Source organism: Flavobacterium procerum, from assembly GCF_042431625.1.
In the GTDB taxonomy this organism is placed as follows: Bacteria; Bacteroidota; Bacteroidia; order Flavobacteriales; family Flavobacteriaceae; genus Flavobacterium; species Flavobacterium procerum.
Genome location: NZ_JBHLYW010000009.1, coordinates 292865 through 316818, shown reverse-complemented (window position 1 = coordinate 316818; position 23954 = coordinate 292865). Strand labels below are relative to the sequence as shown.

Below are 23954 nucleotides of genomic sequence, written 5' to 3'. Positions count from 1 at the left end.
GGTGGCTAAACAGGAGGAACTATTACTAAAAAGGGAATTTTGAATTTTAAGTTATTCTTTATTAGTGTTTTATAATTTTAATAATAAAACGGAAAATAATATACAGCCCAGCAATCTGATAATGAGGTGTAACCAGTATAAACAATGTATTGAAAAGCTAAATTCAGTAGCATAAAATGCAATGTAAATAGTGATTTTAACGAATCTGAAAGTAACGTTTATTAAAATTTCCTGCTTTTTTGTTTTTAGCAATTTCTGGATTACTGACCGAAATTCGCAGTAAAAAAAACAGAATAATTTATGGACTTTCCAATTTTTCATTTAGACTGGCTCAACAATAGGATGCTTATCGCCATCATTGCCATTATTCACGTGATGATTAATCATGGTTTAGCTGTGGGTTTTATGCCTCTTATAACCTGGCTGGAACAGAAAGGTGTTAAGAATAGCGGCAGGGAAAAAATTACAGATTTAGACTGGGACAACAGAATCTATAATATGATGAAAGTTGCTTTTATCATAACTACAACACTTGGTGCAATGACAGGAGTGGGGATATGGTTCTCCGTTGCACTTGTAAGTCCCACATCGATTGGAAGTTTAATACGTGTTTTTTACTGGGCATGGTTTGTTGAATGGCTGGTATTTGTTACTGAGGTAATTTTGATCATGATTTATTTTTTGACATGGAAGAGCAGTAATACTTCACTGAGGGCTAAATTATTGCACATCCGGTTTGGATGGTTTTTAAGTTTATTCTCTTGGATTACTATGGCAATTATTGTTTCTATTTTGAGTTTTATGATGGATCCCGGAAACTGGAATACACATAAGAGTCTGCTCAATGGGTTTACTAATCCAATTTATCTGCCTCAGTTATTGTTTAGAACTCCTACAGCCATGCTGGTAGCAGGAAGTTTTGGAATGATGCTGGTAACTCTATTCTTTAAAAAAGGTACGGAATTAAGGCTCAAAGCGGTGAAATATGTCTCAAAGTGGATTATTCTATGGGCTCCGATTTCGCTTTTGGGAGCAGTAATTTACTATCGTTCAATTCCCGAGGCGATGACTGCCAATATGAGCACGGCTGTGGGTACAATGGATTTCAATAAGTATTACGATTTAATGAAATATTTTATACTATTTGGAATTTCGTCTTCTCTGATAATGGCAGTTTTAGGTTTATTTAAAACCAGATGGATTAGAAGTTATTTGGTATTGTTTCCCGTAGTTATGGCTTTTGGATATCTTGGTTTTTTTGAAAGGGTGCGTGAATTTGTCCGAAAACCTTATGTAATTGGAGGTTATATGTATTCCAACTTATTATTAGAAGAAGATTATCCTGTTTACCAGCAGTACGGACTTCTTAAAAATGCCACCTATACCACAGTAACCGAGATTACACCGGAAAATAAAGTAGAAGCCGGCAGAAATGTTTTTGCAATTGCCTGCAGCCGCTGTCATACCACACAGGGAGTAAATAGTGTTGTGGATGTTTTTGAGCGCATGTACGGAGTTGGAAAACCCCTCGATATTAACTCCATGGCATCTTATATACCCAATATGCACAACGGAAGAACCTATATGCCTCCTTTTCCAGGCACCCAAGAAGAAAGTGAAGCCTTGGCGGCCTATATCCGCAGTATTCAGGATACTGGTGATGTTCTCGAAGGGGCACAGTCAGAAGGTACAGAGGTAAGTGGACTCCAAGATACAAAAGCAGTTTTAGCAAATAAAAAATAACAAAAGTTTAAAAATGATCAATTTATATATTGCGTTGCAAAACAACGTTCCGGTTCCAAAAGATATTCCCTTGCCGCTGCCAATGCCTGAATGGTTTTTTGTAGTTGTCCTTGTACTGTCATTTCTACTGCATATCCTTTTTGTAAATCTGATGCTTGGAGGTTCTATTTTGGCTTTGATTGCCCAAATAAAAGGACTTAAAAATAAAGAATACGATATAATGGCACATGAAATAGCCAAAACCATAACAGTCAACAAAAGTATAGCCGTTGTATTAGGAATTGCGCCACTTTTGAGCATTAATGTATTATATACGATTTACTTTTATTCGGCAAATGCTCTTACCGGTTTAATGTGGATTGCGGTAATACCGCTCGTTACAGTGGCGTTTCTGCTCACTTACTTGCATAAATATACATGGGAAAGCTTGGAGAATCACAAGGCGGTTCATATTTCGATTCTGGCCTTGGCAACTGTTATCTTTCTGTTTATTCCATTTATCTTTCTAACTAATATCAATCTAATGCTTTTCCCTGAAAAATGGGCTTTAGTAAAAGGCTTTGTAGACGCATTGTTTCTTCCGAATGTTTTCCCCAGATACCTGCATTTTATCCTGTCTTCACTGGCAGTTACGGGATTGTTTATATTTTGGTACAACAGCCGCAAGAGTTACCCCTTTGAAGAGATATATCAAGAATTTACCCGATACGATATTCAAAAGAAAGGCTACTCTTTGGCATTAACTGCCTCTTTATGCCAGTGTATGATTGGTCCTCTTGTATTGCTGACATTACCGTCTAAAGGTATGGGGTGGAACCTGATTTTGGTGATTTTCTCTGGGGTTGCATTTGCAGTTCCTGCCATGTGGCTTATTTGGAAGAGGCTGACAGGCGAAAAGGAAAACATTCAAAAAGACTTTTATAAAATAGCAATGCTCCTTGGAATTACGGTTTTGTGTATGGGCTCAGGAAGGCAGATCTACAGGGCAAATTCGCTGGAAAAAAATAGAGAACTGGTAAAAATTAAAACCGATGAATTTCAAATCCTGAAAAAGAAAGCTGCAACCAAAATGAAAGAAGTAGAAGCCGGAGCAGCTTCGGCAGATATGTCAGAAGGAGAGAGAGGACAGAAGGTATTCAGCCAGTATTGCGCATCCTGCCATAAAGTAGATGAAAAATTAGTGGGGCCGCCAGTTTTGGAAATGGCAAAAATTTATAAAGGTAATGTGACCGATTTACAGAAATGGATAAAGAATCCCGGAAAAAAACGCCCGGATTATCCACAAATGCCCGGTTTTGAATCGCAGCTGGATCAGCAGAAACTCGATCAGCTGGCAGAATATATCCTGACTATAAAATAAAGTAAAAAACAATTCTCTATGATTCGTTTCTGTTATCTGGTTCCAATAATTATTTTTATGAGTGTTACAGGCATTTTATACAAGGTAAATAAGCCTGAAAGTATCATAAAAAAAAGACCAAAGAGCAGAATAGAAAGATCGCATAGCGTTTCCGCTCCATGTTTAGAAAATAATAATACTAAATGATACTGTCGTATAATTGACAGTCTTAATCGATTTTTAACTTAAAAATAAAATAGTATGATACAAGTTTTTTCCATTATGATTTTAATTTTTGTGCTTCTTGCCATTGTTTTTCTGATAAGAATAAAATCAATTACACTGCAGCTTGTTAAGTCAAAAGAGGTGAATAACAAAGAAAATCCATTAGAAAAGAATTATCAATTTATTAAGGGACTGTATTAGCCAAGGTTGTCCACCAAAAGAAGTTTCTTTTAAATTTTGATAGTTTGGAGCCCTGTTGATGCTGACACACACAGGGCTTCTTTTTTGTTTATAAATAGGACTGAAGTTTTAAGAGCAAAATAGGATTATGAAATTGAGAATAGCATAGAAAGAAAATTTTGCTTATCAAAATGGTATGTATTGAAAGTGTTTTGGCAGCAGATATCGCTGCACGAGTTTTTAATTTTACATATATAAAAATTAAAAAATTAATTAAAATGAAAAAGGCATTACTACTAATAGATATACAGAAAGAATATTTTGAAAATGGCGCATTAGTACTTGTAAATCCAATTCCGGCAAGTGAAAATGCAAAAAAATTACTTGAACATTTCCGTAAAGAAAATGATACTATTGTTCACGTACAGCATATATCCGGCGCAGGCATTCCCTTTTTTGTTTCTGGAACTCAAGGAGTGGAAATCCATGAAAATGTAAAACCACTGCAAAACGAGAAAGTAATCACGAAACAATTTCCTAATAGTTTTAGAGGCACCGATCTATTAGAATATTTACAGTCAAAGAAAATAACGCATTTGGTTATTGCAGGAATGATGACTCATATGTGTATAGATGCAGGAACAAGAGCAGCTGTTGATTTTGGATTTGAATGTACTGTAATTGGCGATGCCTGTGCTACGATGGACCTTCAGATTAGCGGACAAAAAGTAAAATCTGTCGATGTACACAGTGCATTTTTAGCAGCATTGGAATTCTTTTACGCTAAAATTCAGACAACTGATCAATATCTGCTTTCTTAAATAAATTTATAACTCAATTTTATAAAATGGGCTGTAATTTATTATGGCTCATTTTTGCATTTGGCAGTTATTTGCAAATGAAGTTGTAAATTTACTAAAGTAGGCTGAAAGTAATAAAACGATTTTAAGAGATTAAAAAGGAATGAGAAAGGAATGAAAACAATAAAATTTCATAAAGCAGAATGTGGTGTTGAGATGCTTCTTAATGTATTGCATGGAGATGTACTAAGCGAAAGATATTTGGAGCGAGATACTTTTAACACTGATTTTTTTGAAATTTTGCTTTTTAAAAAGGCGAAGGGAACTCTGATTTTAAATCAGCAGAAAATCAATATAACTGATAATACGATGGTTTTTATTTCTCCTTTTCAAAAAAGAAAATGGACTTTGGAGAAAGAAGGATTGGATTTTACTGTTCTGGTTTTTCAGGAAAATTTTCTAAACGATTTTTTCTCAGATAAATTCTTTACATATCGCCTTCTTTATTTTTATCAGTTAAATTTTCCTTTAAATATAACTATTGAAAAGGAAGAACTGGAAAAAGCACTTGAGCAGCTTATGGAAATCAAATCAGAGCTGGTAGAGAGCAGGACAGACAGTATTCACATCATCTGCTCTCTTACTTATTACCTGCTTTTGAAGTTCAACAGGATATATGCCCAGAAAAATAATCTCTCAATTGAAAGGGCCGAAAATAATTATGCTTACCAGTTCAAAAAGTTACTCGAAACTCATATCAGGGAGAAGCAGAGAATTGATCAGTATGCAGATTTATTAAATGTGAGCAGGATTTCAATTAATACCTGCGTGAAAAAACAGTTTAATGTTACCGCTGTAGAACTCTTAAAACAAAGACTGCTCTTCGAAATAAAAAATGATCTGATACATTCTGGAAAGACTGTCGCTGAGATTGCCTATAATCTTCATTTTTCGGAACCTGGACATATGATGCGGTTTTTTAAAACCCAGACAGGAATTACCAGCACGCAGTTCCTGTCAGATTATCAAAATGGTATATTTTCATAGCAGTTTTTATAGAATAAGATAAATTTGCAATAAAAGAATTGCTATACTTTAAAAATGATAGTTTACAGTATATTTTTTCAATCCATTCAATCTGCCTTGAGGCAGTTAATTTTTTAATATGCTCAAAAAATATAAATCTGACAAGATATATTACCAAAGTACAATAACACTTGCAGGACCTGTGGTAATTTCTCAGTTGGGACATACACTGGTACAGACTTTTGATACCATCATCATAGGACACTATGCATGAACTATTTCTTTGGCGGCAGTCTCACTGGTTCATTCTGTTTTTATGGTCGTTTTAGTCATAGGATTAGGTGTGGCGTACGGATTAACACCATTGATTGCGCAAGAAAATGGAAAATCAAATTTTAAGGAATGCGCTGAGCTTCTGTCAAACAGCTTATGGCTAAATGTCGCAGCCGCAATTTTTCTTTTTTTAATAGTTTATTATGGTTCTATGTTTGCCATGCAGCATGCAGATCAGGATCCTCAGGTTGTTGCAACGGCAAAACCTTACTTACTTATTTTGAGTTTATCTATTCTGCCTTTAATGGTATTTCAAACCTTTAAACAATTTGCAGAAAGGCTGGGTTTTACAAAACAAGCAATGTCGATCACAATATGGGGAAATGTGCTCAATGTAATTATAGCATTGATTTTGGTAAAGGGAATTTCTGGAATTGAGCCAATGGGCGTTCAAGGGGTAGGAATTGCAACATTAATAGATCGGGTTTTAATGATGCTGGTTATGATGTGGTATGTACTTCGATCAGAGAATTTTAGGGTTTATATAAAGCATTTCTCTGTTAAGTTTGTTGATTTTTCAAAAATTATAAAAGTGGTAAAAATAGGATTACCTGTAGCGATGCAGTATGTTTTTGAAATTGGAGTATTTGCAGTTGCGGCTTTAATGGCTGGCAATATAGGCGCTACGGAACAGGCTGCTCATCAGACAGCAATAACCTACATGATGGCAGGGGGAATTGCATCGGCGGCAACTATTAAAGTTGGAAATAGTTTTGGAAATCAGAACTACAAAAGACTTCAGAAATTTGCTTATGCGTCTTATCATCTAGTTATCATTTTTATGATGTTCTTTGCTCTAATTTTTACACTCTTTAATCAATATTTACCTTATTTGATAACAAATGATACAAGTGTAGTAGCGCTGGCTGCACAATTATTGATAATTGCCGCGCTATTCCAACTCTTTGATGGTACTCAGGTTGTTGGACTGGGAACACTAAGAGGAATGGGAGATGTAAACGTTCCTACTTTGATAACCTTTGTTGCTTATTGGCTTATTGGCCTGCCTGTGGCCTACATTTTAGGCATTTATTTCAATGCAGGAGTAAAGGGAATCTGGTACGGTTTGACTCTGGGGTTGTTAACATCATCTGCCTTACTGTATTTAAGATTTCGATATGTAATAAATAAAGTTTTGGAAAAATAATTTATAAATTCTATCATTAAAGTACAAAGTCCTTTTAGAATTTAAGACATAAAAAAGCAGCAAAAAGAGTCTATTCTTGCTGCTTTTTTTTTACAATTTAGTTAAAAAAAAAATGTTTATGAATTTTAACCCATTCTTCTATTGGGGTCATTCTTACAGGCAGTTTTTCTAAAACCTCCTGCAATTTAGGATTAAATTTTGTGGGATATACCGGCAGACTTGCCAACATTTCATAATATCCTTGCACACCTCTGGCGCTTTCTTCTCCTACAAGAATACTTAATTTATCCCCGAATTCTTGCGGAGGCATTGCGTAGAAATCAATTTTTTCGCCCAAACCAAGAGAGAATTTTTCGGCAAGACCATTTCCTTTCAGGTTATCCAAACCGCTCACAAGAAAGGATTGTCCAGATAGTTCTGGTTTGTATAAAGCTTCTGCCACAAAAGCGCTGACATCTCTTGATGCAATATAACCAATAGGCATATCTTCCGGAGTTGGGTAAGCTACTTTTCTTTCACTTTTTGCATAATCGGTTGTATAAGGAGCCAGTAAATTTTCAGCATAAATAGATGGCTCAATAATTACATAGGGTACTCCGCAATTTTGAAGATATTCCTTGGTATCCAGCTTTACATCTTCCATAGGAATTCCTAATTTTTGCGGTGCCAGAAATCCGCTGGTATTCCAAACTATCATTTTTACGCCATTTTCCTTAGCTGCATCAATTACATTTTTGGCAAGTTGAAATCCATCTGCCGGATTAGGCAAGGAAACAGGAATCAGCAAAGCAACAGCATCAATTTCCTTAGTGATTTCTTTCATTTTTAATCCATTAGACATATCGCCTAATACAGGGATTGCACCAGCGTCTTCTAGTTTTGAAAAGTTTTTTTCTGAACTTGTAGCAGCATAAACAATTGCGCCTTTATTTTTTGCTTCTCCAATTACATGAAATTGCTGTGAGCCTGTGGCTCCAAATACTAATACTTTCATTTTATTTTTTTATTTAATTGTTTTAATTTTTTGGTAAAACTAATTAATAACTTACTTTTGTACAAGTACTTACGTTTTAGTTGGGTACTTACCAAATAGTTAGAAATATTGAAAATCAATGGAAAAAAATCTGAAAATAATTAATGCATGTGACGAAAATTGCCCGGTAAAAAAAGCTCTAGGCTTATTGGGAGGAAAATGGACAATGATGATTTTGTATCAGCTTAATAGCAGAACCATTAGATATGGAGAACTTAAAAGAGCTGTAGTAGGTATTAGTGAAAAAATGCTGATTCAGGAATTGAATTCTCTGGTAGAAAACAAACTGGTCAGTAAAAAGGCCTATCCTGAAATCCCTCCAAGAGTAGAATATACACTAACAGAACTTGGTTTGAAGACTTTACCAATTATAGATCAAATAGCTGCTTTTGGATTGGAAAATTTGGTTTAGTTTGCTTGCTCAAATCTAACATTTAGACTTTCTTTTTTAAGCATTGTTTTCGCCTTTATTGGTGAAATTTTCCCTTTATATCTTCGTAGCCGCTTAAAAAAACAAATTAGTAAAAACGAGTAAAACTTATATTTAGAGGATATATGAAAAAAAATGGCGCCAATTGTCTTCAATTGGCGCCATTTGGCTTTGTGACCCTAAAGGACAGATTACAAACCATTTTATGGAGGATTTAAAGAGATTGGCGTACTGGAAGTAGAAGCTGTCTTTCATTGGCTTTACAAATTTGGTTTAGATGTCCTGTTGGGGATTGATGCAAAAAAAATAAAAACTCAATAAAGTTTATGGCATTAGACTGATATAAAATTCTACAAATATTATGGAGGTTTTGAAAAGATTGTTATCTCAAGGTAGAATTGTCTTTCTTTGGCTCTATGAATTACTGTCTGAGATTTAAAATAAATCTATTTGATGCTAAAATTTTTTAAAATTCGTTTTAGTTTTTTGGGTGATAAAAAATATGGAGTCAATACTTATTTATTGCTGTTCCACCGGTGTTAAAAATTGGTTTATTTCATATTTTTAATATCTGGTTTTTGATTCTGATAAAAATGATCAATATAAGATTCTAAAAAAAAAAAGTAAAAGTAAAAAAGAGTGAAACTAGCCTTATTTTATAGGATAAAAAAAATGGCGCCAATTAGTCTTCAATTAGCGCCATTTGTCTATATCATTTGAATAAAAATTTTTATAATTAAAGGGTTGTATAAGTTTAGATTTCTCATATTTAGCTATTTACGTTGTAAAAAGAATAAATTTACTTTTTTTCGATTTGACGCACATTGACTGACTCTAAATTTTGTTCATTTCTCCATTGTGCAGAACCCTGTAATAGTCGTTCCCTTCAATGAGCAAGCCTTCTGATTTTTGATTGGGAAAGCTTTTGGAATAATCTTTGGGATGTTTAACATCAATTCCTATTATTTTTTTGTTGAATTGACTATTGATTTCCGGTTGAAGCGTATGGCCCACCACGATTGCTTTTGCATCGAATTTATCAAGACCTCGTTCTATATCCTTTTGAGTCAAATCGTCTTTGAAATAACCTCGGTACCAAGCGATGCCTTTGTTTGAAGAAATCAGTAATTGTTCTATATTTTTTTGTGGATTAGGATAGTAAGGTTTGTAATAATTTCTGCGAATTATTTGATTTGCTTCGTCGAGATTTATTTTATAATCAGCCAAATCAGGATGGATTCCTCCGTGTGAAAAAAGGATGCCATTAATTTTTTCAATAGTATTTTTGCTCGACATCCATTTGCCAAGAAAAGAATTTGTACCATATAGCTCGGTTTGTTGTTTCTTTAAGATCGAAGCAACGTGGTAATATTTCTTGGAGGTAGATTCAAAATTTCCCTGCATATTCTTCAATTCGTGGTTTCCTAAAATAAAATGGACTGTTCCGCCTTTCTTTTTTGCTTCTTGTTCTAATTTGTAAATAAGCCAAAGAACCTGAGTGGTAGAAAAATCCCTGTCAACAAAATCACCAAGCAAAACAAGATGTCCATTTCCAAACGACCAATGGAGCTTTTTGTCAATGGCTTTATTGGCAATCAAAAAGTCACGAAAAGTTTTGAAACCGCTTTCAATATCAGATATGGCGAGAATTTTGGCCTTGTCGTTATAAGTGTTTTTAGGAATTGTGATAGTGTTGTCGATAGAGAATTCAAACCCAGTAGAATCTAATGGGAAATAACAATAAGCCGGAATCTTGGAATTTGAAGCATATTCTTTTTGGTCTAAATAAAATCCGTCATCCTGATTGCCTCTGATGTAATTTACAGTAAAAATACTATCATTTTTATTAAAAATATAGGGACCATCCTTATCCCAATTCATCATTTCAGGATTTTCTGCATAACGGAAACTAGCTCCGTGATACAACCCGAAAGAAATAGCCACTGCGATTATTATTGCAAATGTGATGCTGATATGTTTTACATATCTTAAAATTCTTGTTTTCATCTTGTTTTCGATTAATTTCGGCAAACATAAAGACCTCTGGATTGCCGCTCAAATAATTGTGACCAATGTTTTAATCTGCCCGACAAGAAGTATTTTGAAGTGTGTAAAGTACTTTTGTCACTTCTTTTGGTTATTTCAAAACGTTTTGAATGCTGTTTGTCAACAGGTTTGCAGAGGCTTATTTATAGTTGTAATATTGCATTATGATGACCCTTAAAAGAAATTTGAAATGGATCGTGGCAGCTCTTCTCGCAGCCGCGCTTGTTCCTGTAATGATTACCGTTTATGAAGTCATTTTTTCGCAAAACAAATCGGTAGTTTTCTTAGGAAACTACCACCCGAAAATAGTACTGATTGTAATTTGTTATTATGCGTTGCTTGGGGGACTTGGGGTTGTTTGGCTTATTCGACAGATTATTTTTATCAACAAACTGAAAAGTGAAAAAGTAAAAGCCGAATTGATGCTTTTGAAAAGCCAGGTTAGTCCGCATTTCTTTTTTAATATGCTTAACAATTTATATGGTTTGGTTGCAAAAGATCCGCGAAAAGCACAAGAATTAATACTGAAGCTTTCGGATATGATGCGTTACAGCATTTATGAAGGAGATAAGGAGCTGGTTGCAATTCAGGAAGAAATTGATTTTTTGAAAAACTATATAGAGCTGCACACAATGCGCTACCATAAACACATAACGGTTGATTTTAATTGTGATGTAGATCAAAGCCAAGAAGTAGTCCCATTATTGTTTATCATACTTTTGGAAAACGCTTTCAAGCACGGAGTCGAAAATTTGAGGCAAAATGCTTACATCAAAATGAATTTGACCACTTCACAAAACCAGATCATTTTTGACATTGAAAACAACTATGAAAAAATGGATATTCCATCCGGAATAGGTTTGAAAAATCTAAAAAGAAGGCTGGAATTAATTTATCCCAATCAGCATAGATTGAGTTTTTCGACAACAGAAAGTGTCTATCAGGCACGGCTAATTTTGAAGCAATTATGATTAGATATTTAATTATTGACGATGAACCTATCGCCCACGACATCATTAAAGGGTACTGCGATCTAGTGCCCAATATGAAATTAATTAAAAAGTGTTATGATGCTTTGGATGCTTTCGAATTTCTTAACACGAATGAAGTAGATTTGATTTTTTTGGATTTGAATATGCCCGTTTTAAAAGGTTTTGATTTTCTAAAAACGCTGCAAAATCCGCCAAAAGTAATTATAACCACTGCGTATAGTGAATTTGCTTTGGAAGGATACGAATATCCTATTTCGGATTATTTGCTTAAACCTTTTGGTTTTGAACGTTTTCTAAAAGCAATAAATAAAGCGTTTAGTTTACCTAATCAAAAGACTATATCTTTTGAAAATAGTACTATTTCTAGTCAAATATTTGTTCAGAGCAATAAAAAACACATTCAGCTGGAGATAGAAAGCATACTTTATATTGAAGCAACAGGAAACTACACCAAAATTATAACTTCAGATCAGACCATTACAATTCGTGAAAAGATTTCTGCATTTTTGGAGCTGCTGCCAAAAAATGAATTTGTGCAGACCCACAAATCATTTGCTGTAGCTGTAAAACAGATTAACAGCATTGAAGGGAATACTATATTTATTGCAACCCATAAGATTCCTATTGGCAAAATATATAAATTCAATATTCTTCAATTATTAAAGTAGTTTTTACTATGTTTAGCATAGTTGCAAGATGCGTGAATTAACTATTTTTTTGCTCTAGTCGGTCAAAAGATAATTATTGGAGATTGGACCAATGTGCACTTAGCATTATTTTAGGAGCTCATTTTTATTAGGTATTGAACAGAAAATGAAACAATTGAGGAAATATTGTATTAATAGAATTAAATAAAAAATGGCGCCAATTGTCTTCAATTGGCGCCATCTGGCTGAGTGACCTCGATGGGACAAATTACAACATCATTTTTGGATGATTTGAAGAGATTGGCACAGCACTACATGTAAGGTCTGTCTTTCATTGGCTTTGTAAATTTGCTTTAAATGTCCTGTTGGGGATTGAAGCAAAAATATATTTAGTTTTATGTATTATTTTACCAAAAATAAAAAGAGACAGCCTTAATCTTTTGTAAAAAAAAGATATCAATTCCTTATATTTAAAGTTTTGAGCTGGCAATAAAATGGTAATCAAAATCTCTAATACAATTTACTATTACTATTTTGTCGCATAGTAATTATATAAAAAGCCCTGAAATTTCAGGGCTTAATTGTAATTTATTTTCAGCAAACTACATTTTTGGAAGCAGTACTGTGTCCACTACATGTATGACACCATTAGATTGATTTACATCTGAAATTGTAACTTTAGCTTTATTGCCACTTTCGTCACTAATGTACAAATCTTTTCCATCCATCCAGGCAGTTAGAGTTCCGCCGCTAACTGTTTTTAAAGAAGCTTTTCCTTTACCAGCTTTTATTGCTTTTGCAATATCAGAACTATTCATTTTACCGGCCACTACATGATATGTCAATATAGTTTGTAATGATTTAATATTCTCAGGTTTCAATAATGTTTCAACAGTTCCAGCCGGCAATTTACTAAATGCTTCATTTGTTGGTGCAAAAACAGTAAATGGCCCTTTACCTTGTAAAGTTTCAACTAATCCTGCTGCTTTTACTGCTGCTACCAAGGTGGTATGATCCTTTGAGTTTACCGCATTTTCTATAATATTTTTATTAGGATACATAGCTGCTCCACCAACCATTACTGTTTTTTGTGCAAATGATGTCAATCCAAATCCTAATGCCAGGATTGCTGCTGCTAAAAATTTTCTAGTTTTCATAATTACTTTTTTTAAGTTATAAAGTCATTTACGCTTTAATATTCTTTTTGGTTTTAAAAGAGGTGAAAAAATAAATTAAAATGAATACAAGAGGCGAATTGATATATTGATAATGAAAGCTCCAATATTCCCTATTGTTATTTTAGCATTATTCAGCCCACTCATTAATCCAGTTGCTAACAGTCTGGCACCACTTCTGGTCGTCATTCAAACAGGGAATAGCCAGGAAATTTCCCCCTCCATTTTTCTCAAAATCTTCTTTGGCGCGCATGGCGATTTCTTCGAGCGTTTCTAAACAATCCGAAACGAAAGCAGGTGTTACAACAGCCAGATTTTTAATTCCTTTTGCCGGCATTTTGTCAATTTCAATATCAGTATAAGGCTCTAACCATTTATCTCCCGCCAAACGCGATTGAAATGTCAGACTGTATTTATCTTCGGGAAGCCCTAATAATTTTACAACTTGCCTTGTTGTTTCGTAACATTGGTGACGATAACAGAAATCGTGCGCCGGAGATGGCGTGCTGCAACAAGAACCGTCAATTTTACAATGTGATTTTGTAACGTCGGTTTTGCGAATGTGACGCTCTGGAATTCCGTGATAAGAAAACAACAAATGATCATATTCAAAACCAACTAAATGTTTTTGAATCGAATCTGCTAAATTCTTGATGTAATCCGGTTTATTGTAAAATGCCGGAACATCTGTAAAAGTCATGTGTGGAAACTTCTTCTTGCGAATTTCTTCTGCTTTTACTAAAATAGTCAAAGTTGAAGCCATTGCATATTGCGGATATAAAGGAAAAAGCATTACATCTGTAACTCCTTTATCACTTAATTCCTGAAGTCCTTTTTCGATGGTCATACTTCCGTAACGCATTGCTAAAGAAACTGGAACGTTTACAAGAGGCTGCACTTTTTTCTGCATTCTTTCTGAAAGAACAACTAATGGAGAACCTTCTTCCCACCAAATTTTTGCGTAAGCGTGCGCTGATTCTTCTGGTCTTTTTCTTAAAATAATACCGCGAACTAATAATGCTCTCAATAAATACGGAACGTCGATCACGTATTTATCCATTAGAAATTCATCTAAATACGGTTTTACATCTTTTGGTGCGGGACTTTCGGGAGATCCCAAATTTACTAATAATACGCCTTTCATTATCGTTTTTGTTTTAAGCTTTGTTTTAATTTTCCTCAAACTCAGTGCTTGCCGTTTCTTAGAAATTAATCAATATATTTTATTTATGCTCTAATTTATGAAAGCGATACTGTTTTTATGATTGGTGTTAATGGACATTAGATATCTTTTTGGGGTTGTGGAAAATTTTTTCTTGAATCCCGCAATAAAGTGGCTTCCGGTGCTGTATCCTATTTTCAGCCCGACTTCATTTACATTGTAAGAACCGCTGTCCAATAGTTTTAAGGCGAAATCCATTTTGTAGTCAAACAGAAAACCGTATACCGTATCACCATAAATTTGTTTGAAGCCTATTTTTAATTTTTTCATATTCAGTCCAATTTCATCTGCCAGCTGCTGCAATCCTGGCGGTTCGGCCATATTAGCGATAAGTATTTCTCTGGCTTTTTTGATTTTCAGCACGTTATCTTCATCAATCAAAAATGGACATTGCACTGCGTTTGGATCTTCCATTTTATTGAAATACAAACTCAATAATTCATATCCTTTTCCTTTATAATAAAGGTTCTTTAGGGAAGGATGAAGGCTGTAATGAAATAACTGGCTCAAAACAACAGCCATAGAAGGACAGATGGTCCCTTCGGCATAATACTTTTTTTTCTTCTTATCGGGGCTTAAAATAGAAATATAATCTGCTTGAACGGAAAATAACGAGTGAAATTTATTAATCGAAACAATAACAGAAATCATCCATGAATTTGGAGAAAGTTCTAACTTAAGGAATGATTGCTGCAGATTGCACAAAATCAGTGATTTTTCCTTTTTCAATTCTAAAGTGCAATGATTCTGACTGGACAAAAAAAATGCATTGCCTTTTAGTCCGAAATGAAACTGTATCAGGCCGGCACCTATTTCGTGCTGTGCAAAAAAAGATTCTGAACTGTCGTTCTGGAAACGAATAAGGGTAAGGCCGTCCTCAATTTGTATTTCTTCCTCCATTTTTTGATATAAAAATTACTGACTTTTCAAGATAGTGTTTAGGAGGCTATTGTCTTTTTGTACCTAAGACTGCGACAACCTGGATATTTATTTTATTGGAAAGCTTGCTTTTAACCAAATTTGGGATTTCAATATTAAAATCACTGGCATTTACGCTGAAATTACATGAAATGCTGACACCTGATGGTGATCTGCTTATCTTTGCAGCTGTATTTATATCCCTGGATTTACCGTGAAGTTCTAATTTGCCTTTAATGATAAAATCCTTAGCATCTGCGCTTAGGCTTTGAAGATCAAATCCTTCTATTTTTCCTTTAAATACGGCTTTTGGATATTGGTCACTTTCGATGTAATTTTCATTGAAGTGTTCTTCCATTAAAGCAACCTTAAACTGGAAACCTTTCATCAGGGCTAAACTTGCAATCTCTCCTGTTGCTGGATTCAAAACAAAAGTAACATTCCGATTTACTGCTTTAACTTCTTCAAAAGAAGGAACGGAAGCTTCAAAAATGACTTTTGCCGTTTTACTGACCATTTTTTCTTGTGATACGCCAATGGCGCAAAGACACAGCATTGCAATAAGTATTGTTTTTTTCATTATTTCGCCTTTATTTTTTTATAAAATTATCCTGTTTTGCGCAGTCTTATTTTAAAACTGCAATAATTTGAATCTTGACTTTATTATCCAGTTTATATTTAATAAGCGCTGGAATTGGAATATTAAAATCACTTGCATTTATTTCAAAATCAGATATAAGGGTGACTCTGGAACCCGATCTTGTAATTTTTGCACTGGCACTTATATCCTTGGATTTTCCATGCACTTCTAATTTTCCTTTTATGGTGTAATCTTTATAATCTTCAGTTAGATTTTTAATGTCGAAATCTTCAATTTGTCCTCTAAAAATGGCTTTTGGATATTTATCGGTTTCCATGTAATTTTCATTAAAATGTTCTTCCATTAATGCCATTTCAAATTCAAATCCTTTCATTAAAGCCAGACTTGCTACTTCTCCAGTTGCGGGATTCAAAACAAAAGTTACATTGCTGTTAGTTCCTGCAACCGGCTGAAAAGAAGGTACTGAAGCTTCCAGAGTTATTGTTGCAGATTTAGTTACTATTTTTTCTTGTGAAAAAACAATAAAAGAAGCCAATAGCATTGGCATTATTATGATTTTCTTCATGTTGCTGTTATGGATTATTTTTCTAATAATCCATCCTGATTCCATTTATTTATAATGTCAATAGTCGCTTGAGGCAATCTTGGGCCACCCTGCGGCATTAAGGAACTATCCCCATTTTCTAAAGAAATTCTTGTAAGCAATCCTCTGTTTAAAACTGCATTTTTAACCTGTTCATAAGTAACTAAAGACATCGGCGCTCCATTTTTAGGAACTGCCGCATGGCATACAACACAGTTATTATCAATAATAGATTTTACATTTTGGTTGTATGTTGCCAAACCATTAATTGGTGTAGAGTCAATTAAAGTACTTGGATCATCGTTGGCACAACTTACAAAAATTGAAGCTAATGATGAGATGGCGAAAAGGGTTTTTAAATTCATAAGATTGGTTTTTAGTTATAAATAAATGCATGATTTTTTTAAGGATCATCAGGCATTTCAAAATTATATACGTTGAAAAGAATAATACAGATTTGGCTAGAGGCATATTTAATGATTTAAATCCAATAGGTATTTTTTAACGTAGATAATTTGAAATACTAAAAACCAGTTATGAGAAAAAAAATACTAATTACAATTTTCCTTTTTATAATAATCGGAATTTCAGCGTACCTCTACCTCTACAAAGGGCATAGAAATATAGAATCAGAAACTGCCGATTATGTTGTAACCGTTCACGAACTAGAAAGCGAGTTTACTTCAAACTACAGTCTGGCTTACATCAAATATCAGGACAAAACAATTGAACTATCTGCACGAGTAACAAGTATTGATAAAGCCAGTAATGGAATTGTTATGGGCGAAAAAGTATTTGTGACATTCAAAAACCGTTTGCCGCAAAATATTATATCTGGAAAAACCCTAAAAATTAAAGGGCGTTTTTTAGGATATGACGAACTGCTCCAGGAATTTAAAATAGACCAATCTTCAGTTGTACACTAATACAAATAACAATTTAAAACTAACCTCATGAAAAACTTTATTCTACTACTTTTTTTATTTCCACTGTTAACCTTCTCTCAAACCGATTTGCTTTCTGGGGTAGAAACTCCTTCTGCAAAAGAAAAAGTGACATCTGCATTTAAAGCCTTAAAAATCGTTAATCTCGAATCTACAAAATTGGCCGCAAAAGGCGATTTGTATTTTGTTGTTGCACACCGATTCGGCTCTATTAAAGATGGTTTTGAAGGTTTTTATGGACTCGATAATGCCAATACGCAGATTAAATTCATTTACGGTGTAACAAATGGACTTAATGTAAGTGCAGCCCGAAGTGAATTTGCTTATGACTTTGCAACAAAATATATGCTGTTTCCTCAAATAAAAGACGGCTTTCCTGTTACTATTGCCGGGTTTAACAGTTTGTCTATCAACAATACGCTAAAAGAAAGCCTGTATCCTAAACTTCAATTTAAAGACAGGCTTACTTATGTTGCACAGCTGCTGATTTCCAGAAAATTTTCTGAAAAGCTGTCTTTAGAAATTGTGCCGTCATTCTTTCATCAAAACTTTGTTGATGATGTAGACCAAAGCAATTCCCAATATGCGATAGGATTTGGAGGTAGATATAAATTCGCAAAGCGCTGGTCTTTAAATATGGATTATGCGGCGCATTTAAACAGGGCGTCAAATTCTCTTTATAAAAATCCGCTGTCTATTGGTTTTGATCTGGAAACCGGCGGTCATGTTTTCCAGATGCATTTTACCAGTTCACAGGCAATTGATGAGGCTGGGTATCTGGGAAGAACCACTGGCGACTGGACAAAAGGAGATATATTTTTTGGATTCAATCTTGCCAGGGTTTTCTAGTATCTGCTTTATAATTAAATTATTAGGTAATTTCTGTATTTAAAATGATTCTAAATTGATCGATTTATTGCTATTTCTAAAACCGCATTGATCAAGTACACGTAGATAATTTTAAAACCATAAAAATTATGAAGACTAATAAAATAATCAAAAAAGGACTTTTAATTCTGAGCGGAATATTTGTACTGTTTGCCGCGATTTTGCTTTTTCACATTATAACGGCCAAACCGCCCGTTTATGACACCCCAAATCTGCAAGTAAGCCGAATTGATTTTAAATCAGATATCGATTCTCTGCAAGCAAAAAAAATCTGTGCCGACCTGAGAAGCATAAAAGGCCTGACATCAGATTCTATCATCGTTAAAAGAAATGTTGTGGTGTACTTCCACAATAATAAAATTACAAACTCTGAGAAAGTTTTCAACGAGCTGATGGCTAAAGGACGTTACGATGCGCAGCGTTATATACTGCCGGCAAATTTAGCAGACAAAGAAGTCTGCCCAATGAATCAAAATAGTTTGAGCTATAGACTGTCTCAAAAGATAAATCGTTTTTTTAATTAACCCTTTAATACTTTAAATTTATGAAAGTTTACTCAAAACTTACACTTAGTGTACTAATTGCTGCATCGGCAGCTATGATTTCCTGCAGCAGTAATGACGACGAAACCCCAGCACCGGTTAAGGCTTCTATCTACGAGAGATTAGGCGGAACTAAAATGGTTTCTGATCCTGATAATTCCGGACAGATGATCGAGCAGGGACGTCTGAGTTTCCGCAAAGTGGTAAATTCAACTATCGGATTGATTGTTGCTGATATCCAATCGAACGCGTCGGGTAATCTGCAGGCACATTTTGCCCCTTTATTAGCAGAAACTGGAACTACCCAGTCTACCAATATTGCTAAATTATCAGATAACCTTACTGATTTCTTTTCGTTTAATACGGGAGGAACAAATGCTGTAAATACATATTCTGGTTTGAGTATGTCGGCTGCGCATGATCCTGCAAAAAATCCTCGTATGGGAACAAAATCAAGCAGTGCAGATTATACGAAATTTGAAGGATATGTTGGAGCTGCGGCCAATGCGAATGGCGTTGCTTCGAATACAGAACTTTATACTGATATTGTTGCTGTTTTAGAATCATTGAGAACTCCTATAGTTCAAAAATAAATTTCTTCTCAAAACGCTGCCTGAAAAAGGCAGCGTTTTATATTTCAATACTATTTGAAGTATATAAATATTTTTCAAAACCTGTCAGCTTTATAATACCTGGAAAATTATATAAAACCGCAGTTTAAATCCATTTATTCCATAGTGATGTAAAAAGCACTTCCGGCGCTGTTATATAAATTCTGCAGGCAATAATTTTTGAACCTTTTAAGGAAACCATAAATATGGAAAATTTTAATATGTCCAGATCCTCCACTTTTTATGCATTGGGGTTAAGCTACAAGAAAGCAGATGCAGTTATCAGAGGAAAATTTAGTCTAGATGCTAAAGCACAATCTGATTTATTGCAGCAGGCCAAGGCAGAAGGGATAGAATCACTGGTTGTTACTTCTACCTGCAATAGAACTGAAATTTATGGTTTTGCCCATCATCCTTATCAACTCATCAAACTGCTTTGCGAGAACAGCAATGGCTCTGTAGAAGAATTTCGGCAGGCTGCTTATATATATAAGAATGAAGAAGCTGTCAGCCACATGTTCCGGGTAGGAACAGGTTTAGACAGTCAGATTCTGGGTGATTTTGAAATCATCAGCCAGATTAAAACCGCCTTTAACAATAGTAAACGGGAAGGTTTGGTCAATACATTTCTGGACCGGTTGGTAAATACAGTTATTCAGGCGAGCAAAAAAGTTAAGACGGAGACGAAAATTTCTTCCGGCGCAACATCGGTTTCTTTTGCATCAGTGCAGTATATTATCCGAAATGTGGCGGATATTGGGAATAAAAATATTTTGTTATTCGGAACGGGGAAAATAGGAAGAAATACGTGCGAAAACTTAGTAAAACATACTAAAAACAGCCATATTGCCCTTATAAACAGAACAAAAAACAAAGCCGAATTACTGGCTGGCAAGCTGAATGTTATTGTAAAAGATTATGCTGATTTAAAACAAGAACTGCAGCAGGCCGATGTGCTGGTTGTAGCTACAGGAGCACAAAATCCGACTATTGACAAAACATCGCTTGCTTTACAGAAACCCTTATTGATCTTGGATTTATCCATCCCTCGCAATGTAGATGCCAATGTAGAAGAAATCCCCGGTGTAACTTTGATACATCTGGATGATCTGTCTCAAATTACGGATGACACGCTGGAAAAAAGAAAACAGCATATTCCTGCTGCAGAAGCCATTATTGATGATCTGAAATTAGAACTGAATACCTGGGTGAACGGTCGAAAATGTGCTCCGACTATTCATGCCTTAAAATCCAAGCTAAATGATATTGTATCAGCAGAATTTGCTTTTCAAAAAAAGAAAACAACCCATTTTGATGATGCACAGATGGATTTAATCAGTTCAAGGATTATTCAAAAATTAACAAACCATTTTGCAGCCCACTTAAAAAATGAAAACACTTCAGTGGATCAAAGCATTGAATTTATTGAAAAAGTATTTCAGATAGGACAGCTTGCACCGAATAAGGCTTCTTCGCCAATAGAAGAAAAGTACAAAATCAATCTGTCATAAATGCTTAATCAGCTTCAGTTTCAAAGCTTACCAGAGTACTGAAACAAGCCATGCAAAAATAGAACCCGTCAGCTGCGGTGCACGCTGCGACGGGCTTGTCCATAAACATAATCTTCCAAAAAATGTTTACTTAATTCTGCATGGGAGTAATCAATTCCTCATTTTGTAAAGTTAGACCAATTGATTTGGTGATAATTACATAATTATTAATTAATTTTATAATTAGCTTTTCTACTATAAATTACTTCACATCATTGATTCATGTTATAAAAGAGGCGGGCCGTCGCACCAAACGCTTCAGGAGAAAACTAATTTTTTGTCTCAGCTGAGCAATAATTGATAATCGGAGAGTGAGAGCGGAAAATTCAATAAATTAGAAATAGTTAACCATTTATAATGGATTTTCATTATTTCAATTAAATAGAAATTTAAATAAAAGGAGTATGAGGCTATTCCATTTTTGGTGTTCGAATCCTGTTGGCTTTTAACTTAGGCTGCGCTTCAGTTTATCTTATTTTTAAAGTGAATTTGGAAGATGATTATGGCTAAGGGATTTGGGTAAAGTTCCGCCAGAGTGCAGTATTGAATCCCAAAAAGCGCATATTGAACAGGATCAATATGCGCTTTTTAGTTAGGACTTTTTATGGAATTAGACTTTTCCTAAAGTATAAAGCTGTTCCATTGTAGGTGTGAGGCTTCCCCCTGCAGGTTCCAGCGTGATGCCAAAAGCTTCAGCTGAATCGGTTTGGCTTACAGCGAAGATTTTTTGAGAGTTTTCTTCAAAATTATTCAGCAGACCAATACTTGTCGGGGTAAGCACCGGACTTAGTTTTAAAGACCAAACCTGGTAAACCATTCCTTTTGGAGGGTTTGGCAGACCTGCCGCGTCGATATAAGTCGTTTTTGTTTCTCTGTTCCAGTACACTTTTGCAAATGATGCAGGAGATACGGATTGTCCGCCCAGAGCAACGCTTGTATTTTTAATGTCTCTCACAATGCTCAGGTTTTTCTCAGTCTGTTTATTCTGCTGGTCTAAAAAAGCATATTCTCTTTCAATTTTATTTTTTTCCCCTCCGGCCTCAGATACTGCCTGTTTGGATTTTGCCAGTTCTAAAGTCTGATATCCAAAACCTAGCAATAATAATACTGCAGCCGCCCAGCCCAGGTAGTGCGGCAGGTTTGATGCTGGTTTTATATCGACAACTTTAGTATGTTTAAGCTCTAAACGCGCTTTTATTTTCTCGAAATTGGCAACCGAATGGAAAGGTGAGAAGCTTGATGATAAGGCTGAAACAGCTTTTTCTATAGCAATGATTTCACTTTCAACCTCAGGGTTTTTTCTGGCCAGTTCGGCAATTTCCAGGTTCTCTTTTTCTGTCAGCAGGCCGTAAACGTAAAGTTCTAAAATGCCTGATTCAATATATTGCTTATCTTCCATTATATCTTTAAATAATTTCTTAAATCGTTGATACAGTTTCTGTTTTGTGTTTTGATAGTGCCCAGCGGCATGGCAAGCTCTTCCGATGCTTCTTGCTGGGTATATCCCTTAAAGAACAGCAGATCAATAATCTCGATACATTTTGGTTTCAGTTTTTTTACGAATTCCTGAATTCCTATAGAATCAATTCTGTTTGTGAGCTTGTTGCTATCATCTAATATATTTACGAAATTATCCGAAGAAAGGTTTTTTTGGGTGTTGTTGAAATTTTTGGACCGCAGCTTGTCAATCGATGTGTTCCTTGCAATATTAAGGATCCAGGTGTAGAACCGGCCTTTGCTTTCGCTGTATGTATCGATGTTCTTCCAGATTTTTACAAAGACTTCCTGCAGGACATCTTCGGCTTCTTCGCGGTTTTTTACCAGAACATTTATGACTGAAAACAAGCTTTTTGAATACATATCATAGAGATGGGTGAAAGCCCTTTCATCTTTTTTGCGGATTAATACCAATAATTCTTCTTGGCTCATAGGATTGGATTTAAAGCTTAAATAAATTTTAATTACTTATAAAGCGGTAATGCCGAATAAAGGTAATTTATTTTTTACGTAACTGGCCCAAAAGCAGAAATAATGGGCATCACTTTCAAAATGCCAATTTTCGTGGGGTTATACTGAAGAATTTTTAGGAGCTCTTCCCGCTATACGTTCCAATCTTTTGCGCCGAACCCCGCCGCAAAAGGATTTCTACTGCTATCGGGGCTAAAAAGTTAAAAAGACAATTCGGAAATAAACCAATTTTTTGCTTTAGTGAAGCAACAGTTATATTTGAAAAAATGAGAGCGGGAAATTCAGTGGCTTTACAAATTTGGTTTAGTTATCCTGTTAAGGATTGATGTAAAATGAAAAAAACAACCTATTTATTGAGTAAGATTGTCGTGACATTGCCACGACAATTGATCTTCAATTATGTCTTGACGGTCGCATTATTATGGTTATGCAATTGTTCTTTATTAGATTAACTTTTTAATATTAACACCTTAATTATGTTAAAAAAAACAGGTGTGAGAGAACCGTTTTAATCCCAAGTATTATAAATAGACAAAGTGGTGTTTTTTGGTAAAGAAAACAAGAACTTTATTTAAGATAAAAACAAAAAAGAGTACTTTTGCGCTCCATAAACAAAACAATAACTTTGAAAAAGTATCTAATCGTATTGCTTAGCTGCATTATTTTAGTGCCATCATTTGGCAGTGTTTTTGTTTATGTATCTTTTAAACTAGAGCAGCAAGAAATTGTAAAAACAATCTGCGTACAGCGAAAAATGGTTTTTAATGCCTGTAACGGACGCTGTGAACTTCAAAAAAGTCTAAAGAAATACGACGACAACGAAAAGAAAATGCAGAACAACCTTAAAGAAAAAACAGAGTTGGTTTACATTTTAAACACTTCAAATAACACTTTCAAATTATTAGAACCTATTGAAATCAAAGCTGGCTTTTCGGCTAGATTCGACAATAAGCCTGTTTCTGTTTTAACAGAGACTTTCCGTCCCCCTTCTCTTTTTATATAAATTATAAT

24 protein-coding genes are annotated in these 23954 nt (G+C 34.7%); 14 read left to right on the top strand and 10 right to left on the bottom strand.

Annotated elements, in window-relative coordinates; translation table 11 throughout:
• The first annotated feature begins 300 nt into the window (after positions 1-300).
• The 5 genes from ACFFLS_RS12825 to ACFFLS_RS12805 all read left to right on the top strand — a co-directional run bounded on the left by ACFFLS_RS12825 (position 301) and on the right by ACFFLS_RS12805 (position 6793).
• Positions 301-1743, top strand: a complete 1443-nt coding sequence (locus tag ACFFLS_RS12825) for a c-type cytochrome (protein WP_379681976.1) — start codon at positions 301-303, stop codon at positions 1741-1743.
• Positions 1744-1756: 13 nt separating this feature from the next.
• Positions 1757-3103 carry a c-type cytochrome gene (locus tag ACFFLS_RS12820; RefSeq protein WP_379681975.1) on the top strand — a complete coding sequence of 449 codons (1347 nt, stop codon included), beginning with the start codon at positions 1757-1759 and terminating at the stop codon, positions 3101-3103.
• 662 nt (positions 3104-3765) lie between these two features.
• Positions 3766-4308, top strand: coding sequence for a cysteine hydrolase family protein (locus ACFFLS_RS12815; protein WP_379681974.1), 543 nt, complete (start codon positions 3766-3768; stop codon positions 4306-4308).
• Between the two features lie 153 nt (positions 4309-4461).
• The gene (locus ACFFLS_RS12810) at positions 4462-5334 is read left to right on the top strand and encodes a helix-turn-helix domain-containing protein (protein WP_379681973.1); all 873 of its coding nucleotides are present in this window, start codon (positions 4462-4464) and stop codon (positions 5332-5334) included.
• 262 nt (positions 5335-5596) lie between these two features.
• Positions 5597-6793, top strand: a complete 1197-nt coding sequence (locus ACFFLS_RS12805) for an MATE family efflux transporter (protein WP_379681972.1) — start codon at positions 5597-5599, stop codon at positions 6791-6793.
• Positions 6794-6890: 97 nt separating this feature from the next.
• Here the strand turns inward: ACFFLS_RS12805 and ACFFLS_RS12800 are convergent, their stop codons facing one another.
• A complete protein-coding gene (locus ACFFLS_RS12800) occupies positions 6891-7787 on the bottom strand; it encodes an SDR family oxidoreductase (protein WP_379681971.1) in 897 nt (298 codons plus the stop codon).
• A gap of 118 nt (positions 7788-7905) precedes the next feature.
• On the opposite strand from ACFFLS_RS12800, the gene ACFFLS_RS12795 reads away from it, so the two are divergent.
• Positions 7906-8238 carry a winged helix-turn-helix transcriptional regulator gene (locus ACFFLS_RS12795; protein ID WP_095955068.1) on the top strand — a complete coding sequence of 111 codons (333 nt, stop codon included), beginning with the start codon at positions 7906-7908 and terminating at the stop codon, positions 8236-8238.
• Between the two features lie 852 nt (positions 8239-9090).
• Here the strand turns inward: ACFFLS_RS12795 and ACFFLS_RS12790 are convergent.
• Positions 9091-10263, bottom strand: a complete 1173-nt coding sequence (locus ACFFLS_RS12790; protein WP_379681970.1) for a metallophosphoesterase — start codon at positions 10261-10263, stop codon at positions 9091-9093.
• Positions 10264-10466: 203 nt separating this feature from the next.
• On the opposite strand from ACFFLS_RS12790, the gene ACFFLS_RS12785 reads away from it, so the two are divergent.
• Entirely contained in the window at positions 10467-11273 is an 807-nt protein-coding gene (locus ACFFLS_RS12785; protein WP_379681969.1) for a sensor histidine kinase, read from the top strand.
• Positions 11270-11962: a LytR/AlgR family response regulator transcription factor gene (locus tag ACFFLS_RS12780; protein WP_379681968.1), complete on the top strand. Its 693-nt coding sequence runs from the start codon at positions 11270-11272 to the stop codon at positions 11960-11962. The genes ACFFLS_RS12785 and ACFFLS_RS12780 overlap by 4 nt, the downstream gene beginning before the upstream one ends.
• A gap of 581 nt (positions 11963-12543) precedes the next feature.
• Here ACFFLS_RS12780 and ACFFLS_RS12775 read toward each other — a convergent pair.
• The 6 genes from ACFFLS_RS12775 to ACFFLS_RS12750 all read right to left on the bottom strand — a co-directional run bounded on the left by ACFFLS_RS12775 (position 12544) and on the right by ACFFLS_RS12750 (position 16805).
• Positions 12544-13098 (bottom strand): fasciclin domain-containing protein, encoded by a 555-nt coding sequence (locus ACFFLS_RS12775; protein ID WP_095955070.1) that lies wholly within the window; start codon positions 13096-13098, stop codon positions 12544-12546.
• Between the two features lie 148 nt (positions 13099-13246).
• Positions 13247-14260 (bottom strand): ferrochelatase, encoded by a 1014-nt coding sequence (gene hemH / locus ACFFLS_RS12770; protein WP_379681967.1) that lies wholly within the window; start codon positions 14258-14260, stop codon positions 13247-13249.
• A 90-nt stretch (positions 14261-14350) separates the two neighbouring features.
• Positions 14351-15238, bottom strand: coding sequence for an AraC family transcriptional regulator (locus ACFFLS_RS12765; protein ID WP_379681966.1), 888 nt, complete (start codon positions 15236-15238; stop codon positions 14351-14353).
• Positions 15239-15284: 46 nt separating this feature from the next.
• Positions 15285-15836 carry a YceI family protein gene (locus ACFFLS_RS12760; RefSeq protein WP_379681965.1) on the bottom strand — a complete coding sequence of 184 codons (552 nt, stop codon included), beginning with the start codon at positions 15834-15836 and terminating at the stop codon, positions 15285-15287.
• Between the two features lie 46 nt (positions 15837-15882).
• Positions 15883-16422 carry a YceI family protein gene (locus ACFFLS_RS12755; RefSeq protein WP_379689431.1) on the bottom strand — a complete coding sequence of 180 codons (540 nt, stop codon included), beginning with the start codon at positions 16420-16422 and terminating at the stop codon, positions 15883-15885.
• 14 nt (positions 16423-16436) lie between these two features.
• Positions 16437-16805, bottom strand: a complete 369-nt coding sequence (locus ACFFLS_RS12750) for a hypothetical protein (RefSeq protein ID WP_053471238.1) — start codon at positions 16803-16805, stop codon at positions 16437-16439.
• 171 nt (positions 16806-16976) lie between these two features.
• Here ACFFLS_RS12750 and ACFFLS_RS12745 point away from each other — a divergent pair, with 171 nt between their 5' ends.
• The 5 genes from ACFFLS_RS12745 (at position 16977) to hemA (ending at position 20936) form a co-directional block, all read left to right on the top strand.
• Positions 16977-17366 (top strand): OB-fold protein, encoded by a 390-nt coding sequence (locus ACFFLS_RS12745; RefSeq protein ID WP_379689429.1) that lies wholly within the window; start codon positions 16977-16979, stop codon positions 17364-17366.
• Between the two features lie 27 nt (positions 17367-17393).
• Positions 17394-18233 (top strand): DUF5777 family beta-barrel protein, encoded by an 840-nt coding sequence (locus tag ACFFLS_RS12740; protein ID WP_379689426.1) that lies wholly within the window; start codon positions 17394-17396, stop codon positions 18231-18233.
• A gap of 128 nt (positions 18234-18361) precedes the next feature.
• Positions 18362-18796: a hypothetical protein gene (locus tag ACFFLS_RS12735; RefSeq protein WP_379689424.1), complete on the top strand. Its 435-nt coding sequence runs from the start codon at positions 18362-18364 to the stop codon at positions 18794-18796.
• Positions 18797-18816: 20 nt separating this feature from the next.
• Entirely contained in the window at positions 18817-19407 is a 591-nt protein-coding gene (locus ACFFLS_RS12730) for a globin family protein (RefSeq protein ID WP_095955078.1), read from the top strand.
• Positions 19408-19631: 224 nt separating this feature from the next.
• Positions 19632-20936, top strand: a complete 1305-nt coding sequence (gene hemA, locus ACFFLS_RS12725) for a glutamyl-tRNA reductase (protein ID WP_379689422.1) — start codon at positions 19632-19634, stop codon at positions 20934-20936.
• A 649-nt stretch (positions 20937-21585) separates the two neighbouring features.
• On the opposite strand, the gene ACFFLS_RS12720 is transcribed toward hemA, so the two are convergent.
• Both ACFFLS_RS12720 and ACFFLS_RS12715 read right to left on the bottom strand, forming a co-directional pair.
• On the bottom strand, positions 21586-22374 hold the full coding sequence (locus ACFFLS_RS12720) for an anti-sigma factor (protein WP_379686414.1): 789 nt from the start codon (positions 22372-22374) through the stop codon (positions 21586-21588).
• Positions 22374-22904 (bottom strand): RNA polymerase sigma factor, encoded by a 531-nt coding sequence (locus ACFFLS_RS12715; protein ID WP_379686416.1) that lies wholly within the window; start codon positions 22902-22904, stop codon positions 22374-22376. The genes ACFFLS_RS12720 and ACFFLS_RS12715 overlap by 1 nt, the downstream gene beginning before the upstream one ends.
• 664 nt (positions 22905-23568) lie before the next feature.
• On the opposite strand from ACFFLS_RS12715, the gene ACFFLS_RS12710 reads away from it, so the two are divergent.
• Positions 23569-23946, top strand: coding sequence for a hypothetical protein (locus tag ACFFLS_RS12710; protein WP_379686418.1), 378 nt, complete (start codon positions 23569-23571; stop codon positions 23944-23946).
• Positions 23947-23954 lie beyond the last annotated feature (8 nt).

What these genes read in the sequence shown, in the direction of transcription:
- ACFFLS_RS12735 (WP_379689424.1), top strand. Translation starts at nt 18,362, where the DNA reads ATGAAGACTAATAAAATAATCAAAAAAGGACTTTTAATTCTGAGCGGA.
- ACFFLS_RS12785 (WP_379681969.1), top strand. Translation starts at nt 10,467, where the DNA reads ATGATGACCCTTAAAAGAAATTTGAAATGGATCGTGGCAGCTCTTCTC.
- ACFFLS_RS12800 (WP_379681971.1), bottom strand. Translation starts at nt 7,787, where the DNA reads ATGAAAGTATTAGTATTTGGAGCCACAGGCTCACAGCAATTTCATGTA.
- ACFFLS_RS12755 (WP_379689431.1), bottom strand. Translation starts at nt 16,422, where the DNA reads ATGAAGAAAATCATAATAATGCCAATGCTATTGGCTTCTTTTATTGTT.
- ACFFLS_RS12730 (WP_095955078.1), top strand. Translation starts at nt 18,817, where the DNA reads ATGAAAGTTTACTCAAAACTTACACTTAGTGTACTAATTGCTGCATCG.
- ACFFLS_RS12760 (WP_379681965.1), bottom strand. Translation starts at nt 15,836, where the DNA reads ATGAAAAAAACAATACTTATTGCAATGCTGTGTCTTTGCGCCATTGGC.
- ACFFLS_RS12720 (WP_379686414.1), bottom strand. Translation starts at nt 22,374, where the DNA reads ATGGAAGATAAGCAATATATTGAATCAGGCATTTTAGAACTTTACGTT.
- ACFFLS_RS12780 (WP_379681968.1), top strand. Translation starts at nt 11,270, where the DNA reads ATGATTAGATATTTAATTATTGACGATGAACCTATCGCCCACGACATC.
- ACFFLS_RS12750 (WP_053471238.1), bottom strand. Translation starts at nt 16,805, where the DNA reads ATGAATTTAAAAACCCTTTTCGCCATCTCATCATTAGCTTCAATTTTT.
- ACFFLS_RS12765 (WP_379681966.1), bottom strand. Translation starts at nt 15,238, where the DNA reads ATGGAGGAAGAAATACAAATTGAGGACGGCCTTACCCTTATTCGTTTC.
- ACFFLS_RS12740 (WP_379689426.1), top strand. Translation starts at nt 17,394, where the DNA reads ATGAAAAACTTTATTCTACTACTTTTTTTATTTCCACTGTTAACCTTC.
- ACFFLS_RS12795 (WP_095955068.1), top strand. Translation starts at nt 7,906, where the DNA reads ATGGAAAAAAATCTGAAAATAATTAATGCATGTGACGAAAATTGCCCG.
- ACFFLS_RS12820 (WP_379681975.1), top strand. Translation starts at nt 1,757, where the DNA reads ATGATCAATTTATATATTGCGTTGCAAAACAACGTTCCGGTTCCAAAA.
- hemA (WP_379689422.1), top strand. Translation starts at nt 19,632, where the DNA reads ATGGAAAATTTTAATATGTCCAGATCCTCCACTTTTTATGCATTGGGG.
- ACFFLS_RS12715 (WP_379686416.1), bottom strand. Translation starts at nt 22,904, where the DNA reads ATGAGCCAAGAAGAATTATTGGTATTAATCCGCAAAAAAGATGAAAGG.
- ACFFLS_RS12775 (WP_095955070.1), bottom strand. Translation starts at nt 13,098, where the DNA reads ATGAAAACTAGAAAATTTTTAGCAGCAGCAATCCTGGCATTAGGATTT.
- ACFFLS_RS12790 (WP_379681970.1), bottom strand. Translation starts at nt 10,263, where the DNA reads ATGAAAACAAGAATTTTAAGATATGTAAAACATATCAGCATCACATTT.
- ACFFLS_RS12810 (WP_379681973.1), top strand. Translation starts at nt 4,462, where the DNA reads ATGAAAACAATAAAATTTCATAAAGCAGAATGTGGTGTTGAGATGCTT.
- ACFFLS_RS12815 (WP_379681974.1), top strand. Translation starts at nt 3,766, where the DNA reads ATGAAAAAGGCATTACTACTAATAGATATACAGAAAGAATATTTTGAA.
- ACFFLS_RS12825 (WP_379681976.1), top strand. Translation starts at nt 301, where the DNA reads ATGGACTTTCCAATTTTTCATTTAGACTGGCTCAACAATAGGATGCTT.
- hemH (WP_379681967.1), bottom strand. Translation starts at nt 14,260, where the DNA reads ATGAAAGGCGTATTATTAGTAAATTTGGGATCTCCCGAAAGTCCCGCA.
- ACFFLS_RS12745 (WP_379689429.1), top strand. Translation starts at nt 16,977, where the DNA reads ATGAGAAAAAAAATACTAATTACAATTTTCCTTTTTATAATAATCGGA.